This window comes from Tepidamorphus sp. 3E244 (assembly GCF_046159835.1).
GTDB lineage: Bacteria > Pseudomonadota > Alphaproteobacteria > Rhizobiales > Tepidamorphaceae > JACKJK01.
The window spans coordinates 198488-222592 of record NZ_JBJXCY010000001.1; the positions used below are offsets into that span (position 1 = coordinate 198488).

Annotated in this window: 23 protein-coding genes; 9 read left to right on the forward strand and 14 right to left on the reverse strand. The window is 66.2% G+C overall.

What is annotated here, in order from left to right:
* The first annotated feature begins 129 nt into the window (after positions 1-129).
* Complete coding sequence (locus ACKTEK_RS00915) at positions 130-771, forward strand: alpha/beta family hydrolase (RefSeq protein WP_409163360.1); 642 nt, start codon at positions 130-132, stop codon at positions 769-771.
* 10 nt (positions 772-781) lie between these two features.
* Here the strand turns inward: ACKTEK_RS00915 and ACKTEK_RS00920 are convergent, their stop codons facing one another.
* Together ACKTEK_RS00920 and ACKTEK_RS00925 are read right to left on the reverse strand one after the other, a co-directional pair.
* The gene (locus ACKTEK_RS00920) at positions 782-1357 is read right to left on the reverse strand and encodes a L,D-transpeptidase (RefSeq protein WP_409163361.1); all 576 of its coding nucleotides are present in this window, start codon (positions 1355-1357) and stop codon (positions 782-784) included.
* 193 nt (positions 1358-1550) lie between these two features.
* Complete coding sequence (locus tag ACKTEK_RS00925; protein ID WP_409163362.1) at positions 1551-1967, reverse strand: tellurite resistance TerB family protein; 417 nt, start codon at positions 1965-1967, stop codon at positions 1551-1553.
* Positions 1968-2158: 191 nt separating this feature from the next.
* Here ACKTEK_RS00925 and ACKTEK_RS00930 point away from each other — a divergent pair, with 191 nt between their 5' ends.
* The 3 genes from ACKTEK_RS00930 (at position 2159) to ACKTEK_RS00940 (ending at position 6803) form a co-directional block, all read left to right on the forward strand.
* Positions 2159-3751 carry a lysine--tRNA ligase gene (locus ACKTEK_RS00930; RefSeq protein WP_409163363.1) on the forward strand — a complete coding sequence of 531 codons (1593 nt, stop codon included), beginning with the start codon at positions 2159-2161 and terminating at the stop codon, positions 3749-3751.
* Between the two features lie 157 nt (positions 3752-3908).
* The gene (locus tag ACKTEK_RS00935; RefSeq protein WP_409164863.1) at positions 3909-4862 is read left to right on the forward strand and encodes a TAXI family TRAP transporter solute-binding subunit; all 954 of its coding nucleotides are present in this window, start codon (positions 3909-3911) and stop codon (positions 4860-4862) included.
* Positions 4863-4895: 33 nt separating this feature from the next.
* The gene (locus tag ACKTEK_RS00940; protein WP_409163364.1) at positions 4896-6803 is read left to right on the forward strand and encodes a TRAP transporter permease; all 1908 of its coding nucleotides are present in this window, start codon (positions 4896-4898) and stop codon (positions 6801-6803) included.
* 4 nt (positions 6804-6807) lie between these two features.
* Here ACKTEK_RS00940 and ACKTEK_RS00945 read toward each other — a convergent pair whose 3' ends face one another.
* From ACKTEK_RS00945 to ACKTEK_RS00955, 3 genes are all read right to left on the reverse strand, one after another.
* On the reverse strand, positions 6808-7503 hold the full coding sequence (locus ACKTEK_RS00945; RefSeq protein WP_409163365.1) for an SDR family oxidoreductase: 696 nt from the start codon (positions 7501-7503) through the stop codon (positions 6808-6810).
* A gap of 82 nt (positions 7504-7585) precedes the next feature.
* The gene (locus ACKTEK_RS00950; protein WP_409163366.1) at positions 7586-8278 is read right to left on the reverse strand and encodes a thermonuclease family protein; all 693 of its coding nucleotides are present in this window, start codon (positions 8276-8278) and stop codon (positions 7586-7588) included.
* 16 nt (positions 8279-8294) lie between these two features.
* Entirely contained in the window at positions 8295-8936 is a 642-nt protein-coding gene (locus tag ACKTEK_RS00955; protein ID WP_409163367.1) for a helix-turn-helix transcriptional regulator, read from the reverse strand.
* A 157-nt stretch (positions 8937-9093) separates the two neighbouring features.
* Here ACKTEK_RS00955 and ACKTEK_RS00960 point away from each other — a divergent pair, with 157 nt between their 5' ends.
* The gene (locus ACKTEK_RS00960; protein WP_409163368.1) at positions 9094-9465 is read left to right on the forward strand and encodes a DUF952 domain-containing protein; all 372 of its coding nucleotides are present in this window, start codon (positions 9094-9096) and stop codon (positions 9463-9465) included.
* Positions 9465-10559, forward strand: coding sequence for a quinone-dependent dihydroorotate dehydrogenase (locus ACKTEK_RS00965; RefSeq protein ID WP_409163369.1), 1095 nt, complete (start codon positions 9465-9467; stop codon positions 10557-10559). Before ACKTEK_RS00960 ends, ACKTEK_RS00965 begins: the two co-directional genes overlap by 1 nt.
* Here the strand turns inward: ACKTEK_RS00965 and ACKTEK_RS00970 are convergent.
* The 6 genes from ACKTEK_RS00970 to ACKTEK_RS00995 all read right to left on the reverse strand — a co-directional run bounded on the left by ACKTEK_RS00970 (position 10521) and on the right by ACKTEK_RS00995 (position 17079).
* Positions 10521-11939 (reverse strand): MATE family efflux transporter, encoded by a 1419-nt coding sequence (locus ACKTEK_RS00970; RefSeq protein WP_409163370.1) that lies wholly within the window; start codon positions 11937-11939, stop codon positions 10521-10523. The genes ACKTEK_RS00965 and ACKTEK_RS00970 overlap by 39 nt on opposite strands.
* Before the next feature lie 135 nt (positions 11940-12074).
* On the reverse strand, positions 12075-12413 hold the full coding sequence (locus ACKTEK_RS00975) for a P-II family nitrogen regulator (RefSeq protein ID WP_409163371.1): 339 nt from the start codon (positions 12411-12413) through the stop codon (positions 12075-12077).
* A gap of 46 nt (positions 12414-12459) precedes the next feature.
* The gene (locus ACKTEK_RS00980; RefSeq protein WP_409163372.1) at positions 12460-13665 is read right to left on the reverse strand and encodes an ammonium transporter; all 1206 of its coding nucleotides are present in this window, start codon (positions 13663-13665) and stop codon (positions 12460-12462) included.
* 143 nt (positions 13666-13808) lie between these two features.
* Positions 13809-14093: a DUF6460 domain-containing protein gene (locus ACKTEK_RS00985; RefSeq protein ID WP_409163373.1), complete on the reverse strand. Its 285-nt coding sequence runs from the start codon at positions 14091-14093 to the stop codon at positions 13809-13811.
* 48 nt (positions 14094-14141) lie between these two features.
* Positions 14142-15368 (reverse strand): APC family permease, encoded by a 1227-nt coding sequence (locus tag ACKTEK_RS00990; RefSeq protein ID WP_409163374.1) that lies wholly within the window; start codon positions 15366-15368, stop codon positions 14142-14144.
* Positions 15369-15435: 67 nt separating this feature from the next.
* Entirely contained in the window at positions 15436-17079 is a 1644-nt protein-coding gene (locus ACKTEK_RS00995; protein WP_409163375.1) for a cisplatin damage response ATP-dependent DNA ligase, read from the reverse strand.
* Positions 17080-17132: 53 nt separating this feature from the next.
* On the opposite strand from ACKTEK_RS00995, the gene ACKTEK_RS01000 reads away from it, so the two are divergent.
* On the forward strand, positions 17133-17825 hold the full coding sequence (locus tag ACKTEK_RS01000; protein ID WP_409163376.1) for a DUF938 domain-containing protein: 693 nt from the start codon (positions 17133-17135) through the stop codon (positions 17823-17825).
* On the opposite strand, the gene ACKTEK_RS01005 is transcribed toward ACKTEK_RS01000, so the two are convergent.
* Entirely contained in the window at positions 17804-18829 is a 1026-nt protein-coding gene (locus ACKTEK_RS01005) for a ligase-associated DNA damage response exonuclease (protein ID WP_409163377.1), read from the reverse strand. The genes ACKTEK_RS01000 and ACKTEK_RS01005 overlap by 22 nt on opposite strands.
* Positions 18830-18941: 112 nt before the next feature.
* On the opposite strand from ACKTEK_RS01005, the gene ACKTEK_RS01010 reads away from it, so the two are divergent.
* A complete protein-coding gene (locus tag ACKTEK_RS01010) occupies positions 18942-21539 on the forward strand; it encodes a ligase-associated DNA damage response DEXH box helicase (protein ID WP_409163378.1) in 2598 nt (865 codons plus the stop codon).
* The gene (gene pdeM / locus ACKTEK_RS01015) at positions 21536-22264 is read left to right on the forward strand and encodes a ligase-associated DNA damage response endonuclease PdeM (RefSeq protein WP_409163379.1); all 729 of its coding nucleotides are present in this window, start codon (positions 21536-21538) and stop codon (positions 22262-22264) included. Before ACKTEK_RS01010 ends, pdeM begins: the two co-directional genes overlap by 4 nt.
* A 9-nt stretch (positions 22265-22273) precedes the next feature.
* Here pdeM and ACKTEK_RS01020 read toward each other — a convergent pair whose 3' ends face one another.
* Both ACKTEK_RS01020 and ACKTEK_RS01025 read right to left on the reverse strand, forming a co-directional pair.
* A complete protein-coding gene (locus tag ACKTEK_RS01020) occupies positions 22274-23059 on the reverse strand; it encodes a TIGR02186 family protein (RefSeq protein WP_409163380.1) in 786 nt (261 codons plus the stop codon).
* The gene (locus ACKTEK_RS01025; protein WP_409163381.1) at positions 23056-23988 is read right to left on the reverse strand and encodes a sulfite exporter TauE/SafE family protein; all 933 of its coding nucleotides are present in this window, start codon (positions 23986-23988) and stop codon (positions 23056-23058) included. The genes ACKTEK_RS01020 and ACKTEK_RS01025 overlap by 4 nt, the downstream gene beginning before the upstream one ends.
* Between the last annotated feature and the right edge of the window lie 117 nt (positions 23989-24105).

Sequence of the window (24105 nt, forward strand, 5' to 3'; positions counted from 1 at the left end):
CCATATCGCTCAAGCGCAATGTTGTCCTACCTATCGGGGTGAACAAGGCCGGTTGCGGACATGGGCGCTCAAATGCGCGTGTTTGCGCCGGTTTGACGCAGGCACGGCGGACGCGGGCGGATTGAGGCAATGAAAGCGGAATTCCTGGCAAGCGGGCCGGAGGATGCGGCGGCAGGTCTGCTGCTGGCCCACGGGGCGGGTGCGCCGATGGATTCGCCATTCATGGATGGCATGGCCGAACGCCTCGGCAAGCGCGGCATCCGCGTGCTGCGCTTTGAATTTCCCTACATGCTGGCGCGCCGCGCGGGCCAGAGAAAACCGCCGCCGCGCGCCGACAAGCTGGTCGATGTCTATGGCGCGGTGCTGGACTATGCGCGCGAGGACACTGGCACCATGCCGCTCTTCATCGGCGGCAAGTCCATGGGCGGGCGCGTTGCCGCGATGCTGTCGGGCACCCGCGACGATATCCCCGGCGTCGTCTGTCTCGGCTACCCGTTCCACCCGCCTGGCAACCCGGACGCCCTGCGCCTCGACCCGCTGAATGCGGCGCGCGCATCCGTCCTCGTCTGCCAGGGCGACCGTGACCCCTTCGGCAAGCGTGAGGAAGTGGAAGGTTACGACATTGCCGATCACGTCCGGTTCGTCTGGTCGGATGACGGTGACCACGACCTGAAACCACGTGGCCGCGCCGCGGCCACTTGGACGAGCAACCTCGATGCCGCAGCTGATGCGGCGTCGGCGTTCATGCTGGGCGAAGGCCCGCAGCCCTGACGGACCTGTCCTAGATCACGATGACCCGCGTGCCGATGCGGACGCGGTTATAGAGATCGGTGACGTGCGAGTTGTGCATGCGGATGCAGCCGGCCGAAACCGAGCGCCCGATCGTGTTGGGCTGGTTGGTGCCGTGGATGCGAAAATAGGTGTCGCGCCCGCCACGGTAGAGATACATCGCGCGCGCGCCCAGCGGGTTGGAGCGTCCGCCCGGCACACCGCCGGCAAAGCGCTTGTATTTCTTCGGTTCGCGCCGGATCATCGCCGGTGTCGGCGTCCAGCTCGGCCATTCCGCCTTGCGCCGGATGGTGGCCGTGCCTCGGAAACCACGCCCCTCACGGCCAACGCCGATGGGGTAGGACCGCGCCCGCCCGCGCGACAGCACGAGGTAGAGCGAGTACTTGCGCGGGTCCACGACGATGGTGCCCGGTGCATATTTCTCGGAGATCCGCACGGAGCGAATGCCCGCACCGGGAAAGATCCCTCGCAGGAAGGCCGGCAGGTCCTGCGCCTCGGTCGGCGCGATTGTTGCGGGAAGCAGTGCAGACGCGATGCCCCCCAAAAGAATGTTGCGACGTGTGAGCATCCTGTCCCCTTCCGGCAGCTTGTTCCCGCGCGGCAATCCGAACCGGTTCCGGCAGCGAAGCGCTGCCCTCAATCAAACCGCGATAGACGGATGATGCCGCATCCCGAATGGGCAAAGCCTACCAGACGAGACGCGCACGAAAACCCCCGCTCAGCGCGAAGTGAGGCAGGGCTGCCATGCTGGTGCGGAATTGTTACAGGGTGCGAAGCCGGGCGCGCGCGCCGCGCTCGATTGCCGCAACGACGAGCTTGTCGAGCGCCATCTTGTCGCGCAGAAGCTGGAGGAAGCGAAGCTCCTCCTGCGCGACTTCAAGATCGGCAGCGGCCACTTCCACCGCCAGCGCATAGGCTGTGTCGTAGAGCTTGGGCGGCAGCGCGTCGGCGACCCGGTCGAGAACGCTTTCCAGGCCGTCGGCTTCGGCTGCAAGGATTTCGCCGCAGGCTTCCGCCGTGTCCACCAGCTTCTTGGTGTCGAAACCCGCGAAGACCGGCAGCGTGCGCACCAGCATCCCGATCTCGGCGATCTCGTCGTCGCTGATCGTGCCTTCAGCGGCGGACATGGTCACCATCACGTAGATCAGGGCTTCTTCGGGCGAAAGCGTCGCGGTCATCGTCGATCCTCGTTCACGTCGGGGCAAATCGGTCTGGCGGGACGCTAGAACATGGTGCCGCAAAGGGAAAGGCGGTTATGCGCCCGATTGCCGCCATTTCCGCGATTGACGCCCCGCGCGGCGCTTCATACGTTCCGCGCCGTCTGCAAAGCCTTGCTGTGCAGGATCATTCTCCAGCTGTCAGGACCGAAATGTCGACGAACCCGCAAACACCCGATTGGCTCGCGCTGGCCACCGAAGCGCGCGCCTGGCCCTTCGAGGAAGCCCGCAAGATCGTCAAGCGGCTGGAGAAAACGGGCAAGGAAACGGCGCTGTTCGAGACCGGCTACGGCCCCTCGGGACTGCCGCATATCGGCACCTTCGGCGAGGTCGCACGCACGACGATGGTTCGCCACGCCTTCCACGTACTGACCGGCGACAAGGTGCCGACGCGCCTGATCTGCTTTTCCGATGACATGGACGGCATGCGCAAGGTGCCGGAAAACGTGCCGGACCCGGCAGCCCTGCGCGAATACCTGCACCTGCCGCTGACGAAGGTGCCGAACCCCTTCGGCGGCGACTACGCAAGCTTCGGCCATCACAACAACGCGATGCTGCGCCGGTTCCTCGACACCTTCGGCTTCGACTACGAGTTTGCCTCCGCGACCGACTATTACGCGTCCGGCAAGTTCGACGAGGTGCTGCTGCGCGCCGCCGGGAAGTACGACGAGATCATGAAGGTGATGCTGCCGACACTCGGCGCCGAACGGCAGGCGACCTATTCGCCGTTCCTGCCCATCTCCCCGAAGACGGGCCGCGTCCTCTACGTACCGATGAAGAACGTCGACGCGAAGGAAGGCACGATCACCTTCGAGGACGAAGACGGAAGCGAGCAGACGGTTCCGGTCACCGGCGGCAACGTGAAGCTCCAGTGGAAGCCCGATTTTGGCATGCGCTGGGCAGCCCTCGACGTCGATTTCGAGATGTTCGGAAAGGACCACCAGACCAACGCCCCGGTCTATGACCGGATCTGCAATATCCTCGGCGGGCGCGCGCCGGAGCATTTCGTCTACGAACTGTTCCTCGACGACAACGGCGAGAAGATTTCAAAGTCCAAGGGCAACGGCCTGACCATCGACGAATGGCTCACCTATGCCTCGCCCGAAAGCCTGTCGCTGTTCATGTTCTCGCAGCCGCGTCGGGCCAAGCGGCTCTATTTCGACGTGATCCCGCGCAACGTGGACGACTACTACACGCACCTTGCGAACTACCGCACGCAGGAGCCGGACAAGCAGCTTGAGAACCCGGTCTGGCACATCCATTCCGGCAACCCGCCAACGGTGGACATGCCGGTGTCTTTCTCGATGCTGCTGAACCTCGTCTCGGCATCCAACTCCGAGGACAAGTCGGTGCTGTGGGGCTTCATCCGCAACTACGATGCGACAATGACGCCCGAGAACCACCCCGAACTCGACCGGCTGGTGGACTATGCGGTGCGCTACTTCCACGACTTCGTCGCGCCCCACAAGACCTTCCGCGCGCCCGACGAGCGTGAGGCCGGTGCGCTGCAGGCGCTGCATGACGCGCTGGGCGACCTGCCGCCAGATGCCGACGGTTCAACGATCCAGGACGAGGTCTACCGGATCGGCAACGAGGCGGGCTTCGAGCCGCTGCGCGACTGGTTCAAGGCGCTCTACCAGGTGCTTCTTGGCCAGGACCAGGGACCGCGCTTCGGCAATTTCGTCGAGCTTTATGGCATCGATCAGAGCCGCAAGCTGATCCTGGAAGGCCTCGCGCGCGGCTGAGGCAACACATGACTGCCCTTCGCCCGCGGGCCGCGATTGCGGTTCCCCCGCGGGCGATCCTTCGCTAGCTTGAAACGCTGAAACACTAGAAAAGCCCGGTGCCATACGCCGGGCCGGGAGGAAAGACATGAAACAGAACATTTCGCGCGGCGCATTCATGCGTGGCGCGCTCGCAGCCGCCATTTTCGCCACCGGCGCATTCGCCGTCTCCGGTGCGCAGGCCGAAACCCGCGTCACCTACAAGTCCGCCAAATCGGCCTCGTCCTACTACCAAATGGGCGTCGAGATCGCCGAGGCGATGAAGGCCGGCACCAACGGCGACATCATCGTGACGCTCGAAGAGAGCCAGGGCTCCGTCCAGAACGTGATGGAAGCCGCCGTCCGTCAGGGCAACTACGTCTTCACGACCCCGCCGGTGCTGGTCTCTCTTGCGCAGGGCGGCAAGGCCATGTTCGAGGGCAAGGGCAACCCCAAGTTCGACGAGATCCGCGCCCTGTTCCCGATCCCCTCGCTGACCATGCACTTCGTCATGCGTGACGATTCCGGCGTAACGTCGCTTTCCGGGCTGGAAGGCAAGACGATCCTGCTCGGCAAGGGCTCCTTCGGCGCGACCGAGGGCGAGAAGTACCTCAAGCTCTTCGGCCTTGAAGGCAAGGTCACCATCGCCGACGCCGAGCTGGGCAACTCCGCAGCCGCCCTGAAGAATGGCCAGATCGACGGCTTTGTCACCGCCGGCTCCTACCCAGCGCCCAACGTCATCGAGGCGGCCGCCGGCACCGGCATCACGCTGATCCCGCTGTCCGACGACGAAATCGCCGAGACCAAGCGCACGAAGATCACCATTCCCGCCGGCACCTATGCGGGCGTCGACACCGACACCGTCACCACCTCGCTCCCCGTGGTTGCCTACACGACGACCGCGATGGACGACGACACCGCCTACCAGCTGACCAAGACCTTCTGGGACCAGCGCGAAGCCATGGGCGGCTCGGCTGCATGGTGGAACGCGGTTTCCCCGGACATGCTGGAAAACCTCACCGGCAAGCTGCACCCCGGTGCGCTGCGCTACTACGAGGAAGCCGGCGTCACCGTGCCGGATGTCGCGAAGTAATCGTCGCTGCCTTCAACAGTGACTGGCAACGATATGCCTGAGCGCGATCCGAAAAGTGGGAACCGGTTTTCGGACAAATCGCGCGATGGAACAGAGTCGCGGGCGCAGGCTGACGAGCTTGCGCCCGCGCTTGCGACAGGTGAGCCAGCCGTCGCCGCCAACGCAGCCGACGAGCTGACGGGGGCGTCGCGCTACGTCTGGATCGCGCTCGGCGCGGCAGCCATCATCTTCCACATCGGCCTTATCTTTTCCGGCCTCGTGCCGCATCTCATTGCGCGCCCGCTCCACATGGCGCTGGCAGCACCCTGGGTGCTGATCCTTTTGGCCAAGGGGCCGGTCTCGCGTGCCATCGGCATCGCGCTCACGTTCGTTGCCGTGTCGATCTGCATCTGGATCGCGTGGAACCAGGACGCGCTCGGTGACCAGTACGGCTTTCTGAATGGCACCGGCCAGTTGGTCATGGCCTGCGTGCTGCTGTTGACCGTGCTGGAAATGGCGCGCCGGGCCATCGGCTGGCCGCTGCCGACGGTTGCCGCAATCGCGCTGCTCTACGGCCTCTACGGCCAGTACTTGCCCGGCGAGTTCGGCCATCCCGGCCTGCCGGTCGGCAGCTTCCTCGGTACGCTGACGATCGCCGGCGGTGGCTTGTGGGGTTCGCTCACCGGCGTCTCGGTGGAGATCGTCGCGATCTTCGTCATCTTCGGCGCGGTGCTGAATGCCGGAGAGGCGGGGCAGGGCTTCATGAATGTCGCGACTGCCGTCGCGGGCCGCCTCAAGGCGGGGGCAGCGAAGGTGTCGGTCGTCGCTTCCGCGCTGTTCGGGTCCATCTCCGGCTCGGCCTCGGCCAACGTCGCCTCCACCGGCGCGGTCACCCTGCCGGCCATGCGCCGCTTGGGCTATCCGCGCTCGCTAGCAGGTGCGGTGGAAGCCGTCGCGTCCTCGGGCGGGCAGATCATGCCGCCGCTCATGGGGGCGGGTGCCTTCGTCATGGTGGAACTCACCGGCACCCCTTACACGCAGATCATGGCGGCGGCCTTCCTGCCCGCGATCCTCTACTTCCTCGCGGTCTGGGTCGGCATCAACGCCTTCGCCCGCCGCCACGACCTGAAGCCCGTCTCCAGGGAAGACCAGCCCCCGGCGCGTGACGTGCTCATCACAGCGGCGTTCTTCGCGGTGCCCTTCGCGGTGTTGCTGGAGCGCATGTTCATCGGCGGCTATACGCCGCAATATGCCGCCTGCTCGGCCATCATCGCAGGCTTCGTGCTGCTGCTGTGGGACGCGCGGCTGACGCTCTCGTGGTCGCGCACGCTGGAACGGCTGGAAACCCTGACGCTCACGGCCGGACGGCAGATCGCGATGATCGCCTCCATCATCCTGTGCGCCTCCATCGTCATCGGCGTGCTGGGGCTCACGGGGCTTGGCGTGAAGGTGACATCGCTGATCCTGTCGGCTTCGGGCGATGCGCTGTGGCCAGCGCTGGTGCTGACGGCGATCGCCTGCCTCGTGCTCGGCATGGAGGTGCCGACCACGGCGGCCTATGTCATCTGCGTCTCGGTGGCAGGCCCCGCACTCCAGCGCCTTGGGCTGGAGCCGCTGACCGTGCACATGTTCGTCTTCTGGTATGCGCTGCTCTCCACCATTACGCCGCCGGTCTGCGGCGCGGTGTTCATCGCGGCTGGCATGGTCCAGGAGAACTGGCTCAAGGTCGCGGGCACCGCGATGGCGCTCGGCGTGGGGCTGTACATCATCCCGCTTGCCATGATCGCCAACCCCTCGCTGATCGGCTTTGCCGCAACGCCGGTGCTGGCCATTGCCGCCTTCGTAAAGACCGGCGTCGGCCTCACCGCGATTTCCTACGCCATCATCACCCGCGCCAACCTCGCCATGCGGGCAGGGCTGGCGGTGGTCGGCGCGGCGGTGATCTTCATCGGCGGCTTCTGAAGCCTCAGCCTTCGGCCTGCGGTGTCGGAATGACCAGCACCTCCGCCACGTCCACATGCGGCGGCTGTGAGGCAGCGTACATCACCGCGTTGGCGACATCGATGGCCTTGAGCGCGTGCGGCTTGCGCTCATCGAAGAACGGCGTGTCGACCATGCCCGGCTCGATCAGTGTCACGCGGATGCCGGTGCCCGCGACTTCCTCGCGCAGGTTCTGCCCGTAGCCGGTGACGGCCCATTTCGTCGCGCCATAGACCGAGCCTTTCAGCGCGATGCGCCCGGCGCGCGAGCCGGTCAGCAGGATGTGGCCCTTGCTCTTTTTCAGGTGGGGCAGGGTGACCTTCGCGGTGAGAACGAGGCCGTAGACATTGGTGAGGATCATGTCGCGCCAGTTGCCCGGGTCGCCCTGCTCGGTGCCCATGGCGGTGGCGCCGATGCCGGCATTGGCGAAGACGACGTCGATGCGGCCGAACTGGGCGAGCGTTTCCGATACCATGCGCTTCTGGTCATCGACGCTTGTCACGTCGCAGGAGATCGCCAGCGCGGTCTCCTTGCCGCCGAGTTCATCCACGAGAGCAGCCAGCTTGCCGACGGAACGTGCCGCGAGCGCCACCTTGTAGCCAGCCTTCACGGCCTCGCGCGCCGTCTCCGCGCCAATGCCGGTGGATGCGCCGGTGATGAGGAAAACCTTGTCGTCGCTCATGTCTGTTGCCTGCCTGTGGTCGGGAATGTGTCAGGTCTGAACGGTAGGGCCGAAGCGCGCACAAGCAAGGGCAGGGGGACGGTCAGTCGCGGCCCCACGCTCGCCCGTAGGCCCCGCGCTTTTCGTTCACGGCGAGGTCGTGCGCCTTGCGGTAAGCCTCCGGCGCGCCGGGCGCCGGCTCGGCCCAGCCGCGCTCCACCATCCATTCGCCGATATCGAAACTGCCCATGTCGCAGCGCCGGGGTGTCGTCTCGGCAGCATCATCGGGAAGCGGGTCGCAGACCACCGCGCGCCCGCGAATGAGCATCCGCAATTCGGTGATAGCGGCCTGCCCGCAGGGCCAGCTGTAGCCGTCCGGATCGGTGCATTTGGCATCCGGCGATCGGGTCTCAATATTGGCGAGGGTGATGGTCTGGCGCGGCGTCTTGAGGGTGCGGGCATCCTCCACCACCACCCGGCGCAACGTGTCGGGCTTCGGCGGTTCGGGCGGCGGCAACGGCAGCGGATCGGCGGGAATGCGCTCGACCGGGCCTTCCGGCATCGGCCAGGGTGTCGTGTCCGGCGGGGAGATGTTGCGCACCGGCGCGATGTCCTCGAAGACGGGATCGGGCGGCGGGATCTGCTCGGGCTCGGGCGCGGCGGCAACATCGGGTGGTGGAGACGCGGGTGCGCCGACGTTTCGCTTTTCGTTGCCGCTCGGCAGCGACAGCAGCGCGCCAGCCAGCACACACAGTGCGAGGAGCGCGGCGACCAGCATGAGTTGTCTAAATGACATGGGCCCGCCCTCAGCCTTACTGGCTCGCCCAGATGATGCGCGCGATCCAGTCGATCTCGCCGACGGGGATCACGCGCGGCGGATGATCGGGATTGAGCGAGTTGAGCGAGTTGAGCGTGATGTCCTTCGGCGTCTTCTTCGCCAGCAGCTTGGTCATCACCTCGCCTTCCAGCGTCTTCACCACGACGCGGTCGCCCTTGTGCACGTTCTCGGCGGGCGAGACGATCAGTACGTCACCGTCGCGGTAGAGCGGCATCATGGAATCCCCGGAGACACGCAGTGCATAGGCGTTGTCGTCCTTCACCGCCGGCAGGCTGACTTCCTCCCAGCCCGCGCCGACGGGAAAGCCGCCATCGTCGAAGAAGCCGCGTGCACCGGCCTCCGCCATGCCGATCAGCGGGATCGGCTTCTGGTCCGGCAGGCGGCCGGCCGTGGCGACGAGGGACATGAACTCACCCATGTTGGCGCCTGTGACGGCGAGGATGCGCGCGATGCTTTCGGTGTTGGGCCAGCGTGGCCGCCCGTCGGCCTTGAATCGCTTCGACTTGTTGAACGTCGTGGGGTCCAGTCCGGCGGCCTTGGCAAGCCCGGATGCGCTGTAGCCGCTGCGTGCGGCGAGGCCGTCGATCGCGGCCCAGACCTGTTCGTGTGACAGCATGGCGTCCTTAGGCGGCTGGCGTGCAGGTGCGGCGCGCTTCAGCCAAAATAGGAATTATCACCTATTTACCGCCAAGTCTATCGCACCGCGGCTGCCGTGCTTGCCTGATGCGTGCTGGCGCGGATAGGGTCCGCGCGCACAGCACAGCCGAGGGACCATGCAGCGTTTCGTTTTCAAGATTTCCGACCGGCAGGACTGGGAGCAGGCGCAGGCCGCAGGCCGCTATGCCGGCTCCGCCGACGATGCGCGCGACGGCTTCATCCATTTCTCCTCGGCAGCCCAGGTCGAGGGCACGCTGGAGAAGCATTTCGCTGGGCAGAGCGACCTCGTGCTGGCATGCATCGACACGTCCGCACTGGACGAGGACATGCGCTGGGAGGTCTCTTCAAGCGGCAAGGCCTACCCGCATCTCTACGCGGACCTGCCGTTTTCCGCCGTGGTGAAGACCTTGCCCATCCACCCGGAGGTGGACGGCGAGACGTTGATGGAACTTGCGTCCCTGATGGCCGCCAATGCCGAGGTGAAGTGATGTTCGAGAGGATCGCGCGCGCAGCACAGCCATTCCTGCAGCAGGTCGATGCGGAGCGGGCGCACGAACTTGCCATAGAGGGCCTGCGCCTCGGCCTGCACCCGCGCCAGCGCGGCGGGGATGATCCAGCCCTTGCCGTGCGGCTGTGGGACCTCGAGTTTCCCAATCCGCTCGGCATGGCGGCGGGCTTCGACAAGAACGGCGTAGTGCCCGATGCGCTGGTCGCCATGGGGCTGGGCTTTGCCGAATGCGGCACCGTCACGCCGCGCCAGCAGGCCGGCAACCCGAAGCCGCGCGTCTTCCGCATCAAGCAGGCTGGCGGCGTCATCAACCGGCTCGGCTTCAACAACAATGGTCACGACGCCATGCGCGAGCGGTTGCTTGCCCGGCGGCGGCGCGGCGGGGTCGTCGGCGTGAATATCGGCGCCAACAAGGACACCGAGGACAAGGCGGCGGACTACGTCGCGGGCATCGAGGCCTTCGCCGATCTCGCCTCCTATTTCACCGTCAACGTTTCCTCGCCCAACACACCGGGGCTGCGCGACCTGCAGCGCGCTGATACACTGGGCGACCTGCTGGCCCGCGTGTTGGACGCGCGTGACAAGCGCACCGAACAGGTAGGACGCACCGTGCCGGTCGCGCTCAAGATCGCACCGGATATCGACGAGGCCGCGATGGACGAGATCGCCGACGTAGTCGCGGCGCGCAAGCCCGACGCGCTGATCGTCTCCAACACCACCATCACCCGGCCCGGTGTCGCAGGCGATCCCACGGCAGCCGAGGCCGGTGGCCTGTCCGGCAAGCCGCTCTTTCCGCTGTCCACGGCGGTGCTCGCGCGGATGCGTCAGCGCATTCCGGCCGACATGCCGATGATCGGTGTCGGCGGGGTGACCGATGCACTCTCGGCCTACGAGAAGGTTCGTGCCGGCGCGACGCTGGTGCAGATCTACACCGGGCTCGTCTATGGCGGGTTCCAGCTGATCGGCGAGATCAAGCACGGGATGGCCGACCTTGCCCGCGCGGACGGGCACGCCAGCGTGACCGATGCGGTCGGGTCAGGCGTTGCCGACTGGGCGAGCAGGCCGCTCGACTGAAGACACGTCCGGGAAGGCGGCATTGAGCTTCTTCGGGTACCGCCAGATCAGCAGCAGCCCGCGCGCCAGCAGGAAGCAGTTGAGCGACAGCCACAGCCCGTGGTTTCCCATCGCAGGCTCCGCGATCTTCCAAAGCGCCACGTAGATCGCCAGCGATACCAGCATCATGTTGCGCATCTCGACTGACCATGTCGCGCCGATGAAGACCCCGTCGAACTGGAACGCGAGCACGCCGGCAAGCGGCGTCAGCGCCGCCCAGGGCAGGAAGATGCGGGCAGCTTCGCGCACGGCCTCGTTGGTCGTCATAATGTCGACAAAGACCCCGCCGAACACGAAGAGAATTGCCGACAGGCTGCCGGCGAGAATGAAGCCCCAGAATACGGTGAGCCGCACCGCACGCTCGAAGGCCGGGCGATGGCGTGCGCCGAGCGCGCGGCCTGCGAATTGTTCAGCCGCCGTGGCGAACCCGTCGAGGAAGTAACCACCCAGCAGGAAGAAGTTCATCAGCACCGCATTCGCGCCGAGCGCGATGTCGCCGTTGCGCGCGCCCGCTGCCGTGAATAGCCAGAACACGAAGAGCAGCGAGAACGAGCGGATCATGATGTCACGGTTGACGATGAGCGTCGCCAGCAGCCGCTCCGGGTCAAGCAGGGCGGCCTTCTCGACCCGCCAGCGCCCGCCTAGCTCGCGCCAGACAAGCACCGCGCCAACCAGCGCGATCGTCGCCTCGCCGATGACGGTGCCGAGCGCGACGCCCGCGATGCCCCAGCCAAGCCCCATCACGAAGATGATGTTCAACACCATGTTGAGGAGGTTCAGCACGCCTTGCAGCGCAAGGCCGGTGCCCGCGCGTCCAAGCCCCAGGAACCACCCGAGGATGGCGTAGTTCACCAGCCCAAACGGCGTTCCCAGAACCCGGATGTTGAAATAGTCCGATGTCGCCTGCGAGACGTCGGCGCTCGCCCCCATGAACCACAGCGACCCTGCCAGCAGCGGTGCCTGCAGGATGACGACGACGATGCCGCAGATGATGGCAATCAGCACAGCACGGTAGAGCGCGGCGCGCAGCTCCCGTTCGTTGTCCGCGCCAAGCGCCTGCGCGGTCAGCCCGGTGGTGGAGGATCGCAGGCAATTGAAGGTGGTGAAGATCAGGTCGAAGATGATCGCGCCGACCGCGATGCCGCCGAGCAAGGCCGCATCCCCCAGCCGGCCGATGACGGTCGTGTCGACGATGCCGAGGATGGGCGTCGACAGGAACGCCAGCGTCATCGGCACCGCGATGGCAAAGACCGAGCGATGGGTGACGTCGAACGCGCGCGGGTTCACCCGCGCTTCCACGTCCGGGCGGGCGAATTCCTGTGCGGTCGGCTGGTCTTTCACGAAGGCGCCCTCGGCATGACCCGGCCGCGAAAAAGGCGACCGGCTGGCTTCAGTAGTCAGCGCGGACCGCCGAAGCAACAAGGGCGGCCGAATGGCCGCCCTGCAATCGCGTTCTGTCTCGCAAGCCGCGCTTGCCTAAAGCGCGTCGGTTCCGCTCTCGCCGGTGCGCACCCGAACCGCTTCCAGCAGGTCGAGAACGAAGATCTTGCCGTCTCCGATCTTGCCGGTTCCGGCGGCATTGCGGATCGCTTCGACCGCCTTGTCCGACGTGTCCGCGGACACGGCGATTTCGAGCTTCAGTTTCGGCACAAAGCTGATCTTGTACTCCGCGCCGCGATAGATTTCGGTATGCCCGCCTTGGCGGCCATAACCCTTCACTTCGCTTACGGTCAGCCCGGAAATCCCGAACTGGGTGAGCGCCTCGCGCACGGCATCGAGACGGTGCGGCTGGATGATTGCGATGATGTATTTCATGTCTGTCGCCTCGTCGGTTCGGCGTGAATGTGTCGGTTGATCCGGCTCAGAGCCGGTAGCCGGTTTCGCCGTGCTCGGTCAGGTCGAGACCCTGGAGCTCGGCTTCCTCGTCGGTGCGCAGGCCCGTGATCATCTGCGTCAGCTTGACGAGCCCGAAGGTTGCGGCCGCCGACCATGCGACGACGGCAGCCACGCCGATGAACTGCACGACGAACTGGCTCATGGCGTCGCCTTCAAGGCCCACGCCGCCGAACAGGTCGAGCGCGAGGAAGCCGGTTAGCAGCGTGCCGGTGATGCCGCCGACGCCGTGAACGGCCATCACGTCGAGGGAATCGTCGATGCGCAGGCGGAACTTCACGATGTCCACGGCGACGTAGCAGATGATGCCGCCGGCCAGACCGAGGAGCACGCCGCCAAGCGGGCCGACGAAGCCGGAAGCCGGGGTCACGGTCGCAAGACCGGCGATGGTGCCGGTTACGAGGCCCACCATGCTCGGCTTGCCGAAGCGCTTCCACTCGATGAACATCCACACCAGTGATGCGGTTGCCGCCGACAGGTGCGTGGCGAGGATCGCCATGGCCGCGTCGCCATTGGCGGCCAGCGCGCTGCCGCCGTTGAAGCCGAACCAGCCGACCCACAGCATGGCCGCGCCCACCATCACCATCCACGGTGCGTGGGGCGGCTGGACGCTTTCGGGAAAGCCCTTGCGGATGCCGAGCGCCAGCGCGATCACGATGGCCGAGATGCCCGCCGTCGCGTGCACGACGATGCCGCCGGCGAAATCCATCACGCCCATGTCGGCAAGCCAGCCGCCGCCCCACACCCAGTGGGTGACGGGCACGTAGACGACCAGCAGCCAGAGCGAAGAGAACAGCATGACGGCGGCAAACTTGATGCGCTCCACGAAGGCACCGACGATCAGCGCCGGGGTGATGACGGCGAACGTCATCTGGAACATCGCGAAGGCGCTTTCCGGGATCGTGCCGCTGGCTGCATCGCGCGGGACGCCGAACAGGAACATCTTGCTCAGGTCACCCAGCAGCGGCGAGCCTTCCGTGAAGGCCAGCGAGTAACCACAGACGAACCACAAGAGCGACGCCGCACACGCAATTCCGCTGCACTGCATCAAGACGGAGAGGATGTTCCGGGACTGCACCAGTCCTGCATAGAAAAGCGCCAGTCCCGGCATCGTCATGAACAGGACCAGCGCCGTGGATGTTAGAATCCACGCGGTATCGCCGCTATCGATCATTGAGCGTTCCCCCGATTGCTCCCTGCCGGCCCGTCTTCAGCAGGCCGTGCATCATCGCGCTTGAGTGCCCGATTATTCAGCAGGATGCAAAGATTTTCAGCGGACGCACAACGAGGGTGCGGTCAAAGCACCTTGGCCCCGGATCAGTCCCGGTGGGTGCTGCGGCTGCCCGATTTCACCAGCCGCATCACCAGCCAGACCGGGAACACGATAATCGCGCCGATCAGGAAATAATCCAGCCCGAGCCGGATCGCGCCGAAGCCCATGTCATAGATCTGGGCCGCGAGCCGCTGGAAGCCGCGCACAATGAGGTAGGGGCTGATGCCAAGCACCGACAGCACGAGGCCGACGATCACCGACAGCAGGATCAGGCGCAGCAGGACCCAGATGGGCGGGCCGCCGAAGAAGCTGGTGATGGGATTGTTCATGCAGATCAGATAAAGCGCGATCGGGGCCGCCGCAAGGCAGTTGGCCGTTCAGGCGATCAATCCGTAAATCTCGAAGCAGATCAGCCCTGCGCTGATGAGCGCACCAAGGGTTGCGACCGGACGCGTCCGCCGGAGGGCGGCGGCCGCATCGGCTCGCCCGGCGACGATCACCAGCGACACGTTGACGAGCATGAAGACCGCCAGCGTCACCAGGCTCGTGGCTTGCGCTAGCCGCACCAGTTCAAAGCCGAGCGTCAGCGCGGCGATGGCCGCTGCGACCGCAAGCGTCGCGCGGACCGGGGTTCGCAGCTTGTGGTGCACGGTGCCGAACAACGGGTGGATCAGGCCCTCGCGCGACATGCCGTAGAGCACGCGCGCAGCCATGATGATCTGCACCAGGATGCCGTTGGTCATGGCGATGCCGGCGACCGCCGAGATCGGTGCCGGGCTCCAGCCGGTGACGGCGGAATAGACGAAGGCCAGCGGCGCCTCGCTGCTGGTCAGCCCGGCGCGATCGGGAATGGCCATGGCGACGAGCGAAACGGCAACGTAGACGACCACGGTGATGCCGAGCGTCCACAGGATCGCGCGCGGCAGCACGCGGCGCGCATCGACCGTTTCCTCGGCCATGTTCTCGATGTCCTCAAACCCGATGAAGGCGAAGAACGCGATGACACCACCCGAAAGGATCGCCGCCCACCCGCCCGCATCCATCGGCGGTGTCAGGCCGGTCACGTAGGTTGAAGGCTCGGCCAGCAACGGCGCGCCCGCGATGATGATGACGACAAGCGCAGACAGTTCGATGACCGTCACCACGGCGGCGAAGACGACGCTCTCGCGCACCCCGTAGCAGGCGATGGCCCCGAGCAGAACGACGATGCCGAAGGCGAGCACCGGTTGCGGCAGCGCAACCAGCGTTCCGACATAACCGGCGAACGCGAGCGCAATGACAGCGCTGGACAAAAGCGCGGTAACGACCATTGCAAGGCCGACAACGCGTCCGGTCATTGCGCCAAGACCGAGCGTCACGAACACCGCTTCGCCCGCCGCGCGCGGATAGACACTGGCAAAAGCCGCGTAGGACAGCCCTGTCAGAAGTGCGATCAGTCCGGCCAGCAGGAAGGAGATCGGCGCGGCATCGCCCGCGATCCGCGTGATCTCGCCAATCAGCGCAAAGATGCCCGCTCCGACGGTCACCCCGACGCCGTAGAAGATCAGCAGCGGCAGCCCGAGGCTGCGCTTCAGGCCGGCATCCGGGGTGGGGGGATTGGTCATGGCGGTATCCAGCGGTGGCAGGCGCGCAAGGTTCGCGCCGTTCACACGCTAGCCCGGAATGCTCGGCTCATGCCTTGCGCTGGGGCAAAAGCGCCTGCAGCGTTTCGATCCGGTCGGCTTCGTGAGAGGGCTTGTCCCAGCGGATGCGCGAGATGCGCGGAAACCGCATCGCGATGCCGGACTTGTGCCGCGTGGATTCGTTCAGCCCTTCGAAGGCAACTTCCAGCACCAGCCCGGTCTCGGCATTGGCGCGCACAGAGCGCACCGGCCCGAACCGCTCGATGGTGTTGTCACGCACATACTTGTCGAGCTTGCGCAGTTCCTGGTCGGTAAAGCCGGAATAGGCCTTGCCGACGGGCACCAGTTCCTCGCCGTCCTCGCCCGCGCGCCAAACCCCGAACGTGTAGTCGGAATAAAGCGAGGAGCGCCGCCCGTGGCCGCGCTGTGCGTAGAGCATCACCGCGTCGATGGTGAAGGGATCGCGCTTCCACTTGAACCACGGTCCCTTGGGGCGGCCGGCCTCGTAGCGGCTGTCGACATGCTTCAGCATGACGCCTTCGACCGCGTCCGCGTCATGGCCCGCACCGGCATCCTGCGGCTGGGCGCGGGCGGCGGCCAGTTGTGACCATTCATCAAACGCGATCACGGCGGACAGGTCGATGCGGTCCGAGCCGGTAGCCTCGACGAAACGCTCCAGTCGCGCGCGCCGCTCGGCGAAGGGCAGTTCGCGCAGGTCTTCGCCGGCCTCCATCAGCAGGTCGTAGGCACGGATATGGGCGGGCGAATCCTTCAGCATCTTCTTCGTCACCTGCTTGCGGTTGAGCCGCTTCTGCAGGTCGTTGAAGGGCTGCACCGCGCCGCCGCGCAGCACCAGCAGTTCGCCGTCGATGGTGCCGTCAAAATCCATCGCTTCCAGCAGGTCCGGAAAGGTGCCGGAAATGTCGTCGCCTGTGCGCGAATAAAGCCGGCGTACCGGCCGCCCATCCGCGTCGGTCCCGGCTGTCGCCTGCACGCGGATGCCGTCCCATTTCCACTCGCCGGAATAGGCGGTCGCATCGAGCGTTTCGAGGTCCGCCTCGTCAAGCTGCTGGGCGAGCATGACAGGGCGGAACGGCGCCGGATCGTCGTTCTCGGGCCGCGGCCCCTTGCCCTCGACCCACGCAAAGAGCGGCTCGAAGGGCGGCAGCTGGCCGTGCCAGACTTCCTCGATGTCTTCGAGCGGCACCTCGCCCATGCGCGCCAAAGCGGTCTTGGCAAGACGCGCCGAGACGCCGACGCGCAAGCCACCGGTGATGAGCTTCAGAAAGGCCCAGCGCCCGGTCTCGTCCAGCCGGTCGAGCATGGTCGCGACGATGCCGGGCAAGGTGGCGCGGGTCGCCTCGTCCAGCATGGCGACAACGTCGGCCAGCGGCGGGTCGGTGTCGTTGGGCCGCGTCTCGGGTTTCGGCCAGATCAGCGATACGGCTTCCGACAGGTCGCCGACATAGTCATAGGAAAGCCTGAAAAGGATCGGGTCGACGCGCTCCTCCACGAGCGCGCGCACCAGCCCCGGCTTGGCATGGCGGAAGTCCAGCGTGCCGGTCAGCGCCGCCAGCCCGAAGCCTCGGTCCGGGTCCGGCGTCTGGTGGAAATAGTCCTCCAGCAGACGAAGCTTGCCGTTGCGCTGCGGCGTCAGGATCAGCCGCTCGATGAGGTTCGCGAAGGCGCGCATCAGGCAGTCCGCCCGCTTGTGCGCAGGCGCGCGTGCTGCCAAGGATTGGAGCCATGAGCGAATATTCGAACAAGCCCCAGCCCTTCATCATCCGCGAGCAGTCGGGCGGCGCGCGGCTGAACGCACCATCGGCGCAGCGCAACGAGGCACCGATCCTCGGCGAACTGGCGCGGCTGTTCGGCGATGCCGGGATCACGTCCGGCCCGGCGCGCGCGCTGGAGCTTGCCAGCGGCACCGGCCAGCATTCGGTCGCGTTCGCGCGCGAATTTCCCGGCATCCACTGGCAGCCCTCCGACGTGGACGACGGCGCGCTTGCCTCCATCGCCGCCTGGCGCGCGGAGGCCGCTCTGCCAAATCTGGCCCAGCCGATCCGCCTCGACCTGACCTCGCCCGTATGGGGGGTGGAGATTGACGGCAGGCTCGATGCGATCGTCGCGGTGAACCTGCTGCACATTTCGCCTGGGGAGGTGACGCGGAACGTGCTGGCCGGGGCCCAACGGCTGCTCGCACCCGGCGGGCTGATGTTCGTCTATGGCTGCTTCCGGCGCGACGGCGATTGGGTGTCGGACTCCAACCGCGCCTTCGACGACAGTCTGAAGAGCCGAGACGAGCGCTGGGGCCTGCGCGACACGGCAGACGTGACCGACGAGGCCGCCCGTCACGGTCTCAAGGTGGACGAGGCGATCGCGATGCCGGCGAACAACACGGCGATGGTGTTCACGCATCAATCGCCCTCGTCCTCGTAGCCGACGAGCGCCAGCGGCTTGGCCGCGTAGCCGTTCAACTCGCACCACCGTTGCAATGCATCGTCGCGTCCGTGGGTGATCCAGACCTCCTGCGGGTCCACTTCGCAGATCGTCTCGCAAAGCTCGTCCCAGTCGGCATGGTCGGAAATCACCAGAGGCAGTTCGACGCCGCGCTGCTTGGCGCGCTGGCGGATGCGCATCCATCCCGACGCGAAGCCTTCCAGCGGGTCGGCAAAGCGCCGCGCCCAGGTCTGCGCGAACGCGGATGGCGGCGCGACGACGATCTTGCCGGCGAAGTCGTTCTTCGCCGCGCGCGACTTGTCCTCGATGGTCGCGGGTCGCAAGTCGCCGAGGTCCACACCGTGCGCGACGTAGAGGTCGCATAGTGATTTCAGCGCGCCGTGGATGAAGATCGGCTCGTCATAGCCGGCGTTGCGCAGCAGCTTGATGACCCGTTGCGCCTTGCCGAGCGAGTACGCCCCGACGAGATGCGTGCGCTCGGGAAATCGCCGCAGCGAGGTCAGCAGCTTCTCCATTTCTCCCATCGGCGGCGGGTGCCGGAAGACGGGCAGGGCAAAGGTCGCCTCGGTGACGAAAATGTCGGCTTTCACCAGTTCGTAGCCGGTGCAGGTCGGGTCCGCGGCGCGCTTGTAGTCGCCGGACACAACGATGCGCAGACCCTTCCAGTCGATCACCACCTGAGCCGATCCGAGCACGTGCCCCGCAGGCACCAGCGACACGTCCACGCCGTTGATGGAGACGCACTCGCCGTACTGGATCGCCTGCGTTTCCTGTGCGTGGGTCTCTCCCATGCGCGCGGCCATGATGGCGAGCGTTTCCGGCGTCGCGAGGCACTTCGCGTGTCCGGGCCGGGCGTGGTCGGAATGGCCGTGCGTCACCACCGCCCGCTCCACGCCGCGCAGCGGGTCGACATAAAAATCGCCCGGCGGGCAATAGAGCCCGGCGGGCGTCGGGTGCAGCAGGTCGGCGGGGCGGATGGGCATGTGTAACGCGGGACTCAGGCGGTTGGATTTGCTGGCTTAGATAGGAATGCCGTAGCCCCTTGGCGAGTTTCGCACTTTACGTGCGGCTCTCGCTCGCCTAGCTCTCTCCACCGTGAACACATCGGAAACATCTCCCGCGCCCGCATTGCCGCCCGTCTTTGCCGAGTGGTTTGCCTCGCGCGGCTGGTCGCCGCGCCGCCACCAGACGGACCTGCTGGCCGCGCGCGAGCGTGGGGCCTCCGTCCTGCTGATCGCGCCGACGGGCGCGGGCAAGACGTTGGCCGGGTTCCTGCCGAGCCTGATCGATATCGAGGCACGCCGAGTGAAGTTGAACGATGCCCCGGCCATCTCCTCCATGCGCGAACTGATGGCGGAGGGCGATACCGCCGCCGCGCTTGCCGCGCTGAAGGAAGCGCGCGCCGGCAAGTCGCGCCTGCACACGCTCTACATCTCGCCGCTGAAGGCACTGGCCGTCGACATTGCCCGCAACCTCGAAATGCCCATCGCCGAGATGGGCCTCGACATTCGCGTCGAGACGCGCACCGGCGACACAGGCGGGGCCAAGCGCCAGCGTCAGAAGTCGGACCCGCCGGACATTCTGCTCACCACGCCGGAGCAGCTCGCGCTGCTGATCGCCAGCAAGGAGGCGGAGGAACTTTTCGGCGCGCTGAAGACCGTCGTGCTGGACGAACTGCATGCGCTCGTCACGTCAAAGCGCGGCGACCTGCTGGCGCTGGGCCTGGCGCGGTTGCGCACCTACAGCCCCGGCTTGCGGCTCGTCGGCCTGTCGGCGACTGTGGCGCACCCCGATGCCCTGCGCCGCTATCTCGTGCCCCAGGCACCCGATACCGAAGCGCTGGCCGATCTCGTCGTTGCGGATCCCGGTGCGCATCCGGACGTCAGCATTCTGGCCTCCGATGAGCGCGTGCCGTGGTCAGGCCACACCTCCCGCTATGCCATGGGCGATATCTACCGGCTGATTGGCGAGAACCAGTTGACGCTGGTCTTCGTCAACACACGCAGCCAGGCCGAGATGGTCTTCCAGGAATTGTGGGCGGTGAACGACGACGTGCTGCCCATCGCGCTGCATCACGGATCGCTGGATGCGGGCCAGCGGCGCAAGGTGGAAGCCGCCATGGCGGCGGGCACGCTGCGCGCGGTGGTGTGCACCTCCACCCTCGACCTCGGCATCGACTGGGGCGACGTCGACCAGGTCATTCACGTCGGCGCGCCGAAGGGGGCGAGCCGTCTCGCCCAGCGGATCGGCCGCGCCAACCACCGGCTGGATGAGCCCTCCCGCGCCGTCCTCGTCCCCTCCAACCGGTTCGAGGTGATGGAGTGCCGTGCAGCGGTCGCGGCCCTTGCTGAAGGCGCGCAGGACACCCCGCCGCTCGGCCCCGGCGCGCTCGACGTGTTGTGCCAGCACGTGCTCGGCTGCGCGGTCGGCGCCGCATTCGATGCCGACCAGTTGTTTGAGGAAGTGCGCACCGCCTCGCCCTATGCCGCGCTGGACCGCACCACCTTTGACAAGGCTGTGGAGTTCGTCGCGACCGGGGGCTACTCGCTGCGCGCCTACGACCGCCACGCCCGCATCCGCCAGCGCAATGATGGCAAGTGGCGTGCTGCCAACCCCAAGGTCGCGCAGACCTACAGGCTCAATGTCGGCACCATCGTCGAGGAGCCCATGCTGAAAGTGCGCATGGTGAAATCCGGGCGCGGCACCCCGCGCGGGGGCATGTGGCTCGGCGAGATCGAGGAATGGTTCGTCTCCCAGCTCCAGCCCGGCGACACCTTCATTTTCGGCGGGCATGTCTTGAGCTTCGTCGGCATCCGCGAGACCGAAGTCTACGTGTCGAAGTCCTTTGCGACCGACCCCAAGATTCCCTCCTACATGGGCGGGCGTTTCCCGCTCTCGACATACCTCGCCGAGCGCGTGCGCGACATGGTGGCCGACCCGCGCCAGTGGCACCTGATGGGGCCGCAGGTCGCCGAATGGCTTCGTCTGCAAGCGCTGCGCTCCATCAACCCGGCGCAGGACCAGTTGCTGGTGGAGACATTCCCGCGTGCCGGGCGCAACTACCTCGTCACCTATCCCTTCGACGGCAGGCTCTGCCACCAGACGCTGGGCATGCTGCTGACCCGGCGGCTGGAGCGCATGGGCGCAAGGCCCATGGGCTTCGTTGCCAGCGAGTATGCACTCGCAGTGTGGGGGCTGGGCGACCTTTCGCTGATGATCGAGGCAAGCCGCATCCCGCTCGCGGAACTCTTCGACGAGGACATGCTGGGTGACGACCTGGAAGCTTGGCTGGATGAATCGCTGCTCTTCAAGCGCACCTTCCGCAACTGCGCGACCATCGCCGGGCTGATCGAGCGCCGCCATCCGGGCAAGGAAAAGACGGGCCGGCAGATGACCGTCTCCTCCGACCTCATCTACGACGTTTTGCGCACGCACGAGCCCGACCACATCCTGCTTCAGGCGACCCGCAACGACGCCAAGACCGGGCAGCTCGACATCGGCCGCCTCGGCGCGATGCTGTCGCGCACCAAGGGTCGAATCGTGCACAAGTCGCTCGACAGGGTGTCGCCGCTGGCCGTGCCCGTCCTGCTGGACATCGGGCGCGAATTCATCGCGGGCGAAGCCAACGAGGACCTGCTTGCCGAAGCGACCGACGACCTGATCCGCGAAGCCATGGGAGACAGTGCACCGTGACGATAGCCGCGCTTGACCGACGTGCCGCTGCAGGCGAGCAGGCACCCGCCGTGCTGGAGCTGTGCGGCGAGGCGTTGCACGTCGACACGTCCGGCGCGGTGTGGTGGCCCGCACAGCGCATGCTGATCGTCGCCGACCTGCATTTCGAGAAGGGCGCTTCGCTCGCCTCGCGCGGGGTGCTGGTGCCGCCCTACGACACGCTGACGACACTCACCGCGCTGGCCGGCGTCATGGCGCGCTACCGGCCCACAAGCGTCATTGCGCTTGGCGACAGTTTCCACGACGACCGCGTCAGCGCGAACCTGCCGAAGGTGCTGCGCGACAAGCTGTGCGAACTGGTGGATGGCACGCGCTGGATCTGGGTTGCGGGCAATCACGATCCGTCCCCGCCCGAAGGCGTCGGCGGCGAGTTCATCGAGGACGTGACGCTCGGGCCGCTGACCTTCCGCCACGAGCCGAAGGCGGGTGCGTCCTGGGGCGAGGTCGCAGGTCACCTGCATCCGGCGGCAAGCGTCTCCGTGCGCGGCCGCAGGCTGCGCCGCCGCTGCGCGGCAAGCGATGGGGAGCGGGTGATCCTGCCGGCGTTCGGGGCCTATACGGGCGGGCTGAACCTGCGCGAGCGCGCGTTCGACAACCTGTTCAACCGCGAGACCCTCGCCGCATGGATGCTGGGTAATCGGGCGGTCTACCGCGTGTCGGGGAAACGCCTCGGATATGGGCGCTAGGGCCGTCGGTCAGCTCTGGCGGAACATCATGCCCGCGAGCCATCCAAGCGCGATGGCCAGCAGCACGCAGGCGATGCCGTAGAGATACGGGTTGTTTTCCGACAGGTTGAAGACGAGCGCTTCGAAGCCGGTCTTTCGCACGCCGAAATGCAGGGATTCTCGGGCCAGCAGCGCGGCATCGCGGAACAGGTAGAGCTCGATCCGGTATGGCCCCGTGCTGATGTTGGAGGGCAGGTGGATGCGCGTTGAAAAGACCTGCTCGTTGAGGAAGCTGACGCCGGAAGGGGCTTCCGAGAACAATCCGTTGCCGAGCCGCAGCCGCACCAGTGCCGACGCAAAGTTCAGCCGGTCTTCTTCGCTGACCTGCATGGCGGGGCGGAAGTTGAGATTGGTGAAGCCGATCTCGTAGCGTCGCAGCACAGCTTCATCAGCGATTTCCGCAGACGGCCGATTGGACTGGATCGCATAGTAGGTCGGCACACCCTGGAAGCGCACGGCGTCGCGGTTGAGCCAGACACCTGCGATCTGTCCCTTTCGGCGCACCACCGGCCATGCGTCCGGGCCGCGCACCACCACGACGAGATCGTAGGTCCCCGAGCGCCCGACGGTCGCCGCGTCCCGCTCGATGGAGCCGAACAGCGTCAGCGATGCGCCGGTGAAGTTGGACTGGATGAAGACGGTTTCCTGCGACAGTGCCGCAACGAGACCCTCGGCGCGCGCGCCGTTCATGCCGGACGCGAACAGCGTCGCGACAAGCGCCAGCGCGGCGAGCGCACATTTGACGAACGCGCTCATGCGAAAAGGCTCGCGGCGATGGAGGTGACCGAGAACGGGTCTTCCGGTGTCGCGACCAGCCGCAGCACGAGACGCGCACAGACCGCCAGCACCAGCAATGCCAGAAGGGCGCGCAATTCATCGGCCTTGAGTTTCTGTCCGGCCTGCACGCCGATTTGTGCGCCGAGAACCGACGCGGTCATCAGCAGCATGGCCAGCACCACATCGACGGTGCCATTGGCGATGGCGTGCATCAGCGTGGTGGCACCGGCCACGAACACGATCTGGAACAGCGAGGTGCCGATGACGACGTTTGTCGGCACACGCAGCAGGTAGATCATCGCCGGGACCATGATGAACCCGCCGCCGACACCCATGATGGCCGAGAGCAGCCCGACGGCCCCGCCGAGCCCCATCACCGGGAAGATACTGATGTAGAGCTTGGAGCGCTTGAAGCGCATCTTGAGCGGCAGCTTCTCCGCCCAGCCGTGCTGGCCCGAGCGGCGGAAGGACAGCGGACGGCCCTTCCTGCGGTTGGCGATGGCGCGGATGCTTTCAAACATCATCAGCGAGCCGATGATGCCGAGAAAGATCACGTAGAAGAGCGCAATGACCGTATCGAGATAGCCAAGCTGGCGCAGGATGCGGAACGCGTAGACGCCGATGGCGGCACCGATCAGGCCGCCAATGAGCAGGATCAGTCCCAAGTCACGATCGACCGCATTCCGCCGCCAATGCGCCAGCATGCCCGAGACAGACGATGCGATGACCTGGTTTGCGCCGGTCGCCACCGCGACCGCAGGCGAGATACCCGCGAAGATCAGCAGCGGCGTGATGAGGAAGCCGCCGCCGATGCCGAACATGCCCGCAAGCACGCCGACGGCCGCACCCATGCCGAAGATCGTCAGCGCGTTGACGGTCACTTCGGCGATTGGGAGGTAGATTTCCATCGGTCGCTTGGAATCCGGCTGATGCAGTCAAGCCCCGCAGCCCCTTTTTGAGGGGGTGCGAGGTGTGGAGGGTCCTGCCCAACCGATAAACGCCTGTTTGGCTACAGGTTCAAGTCG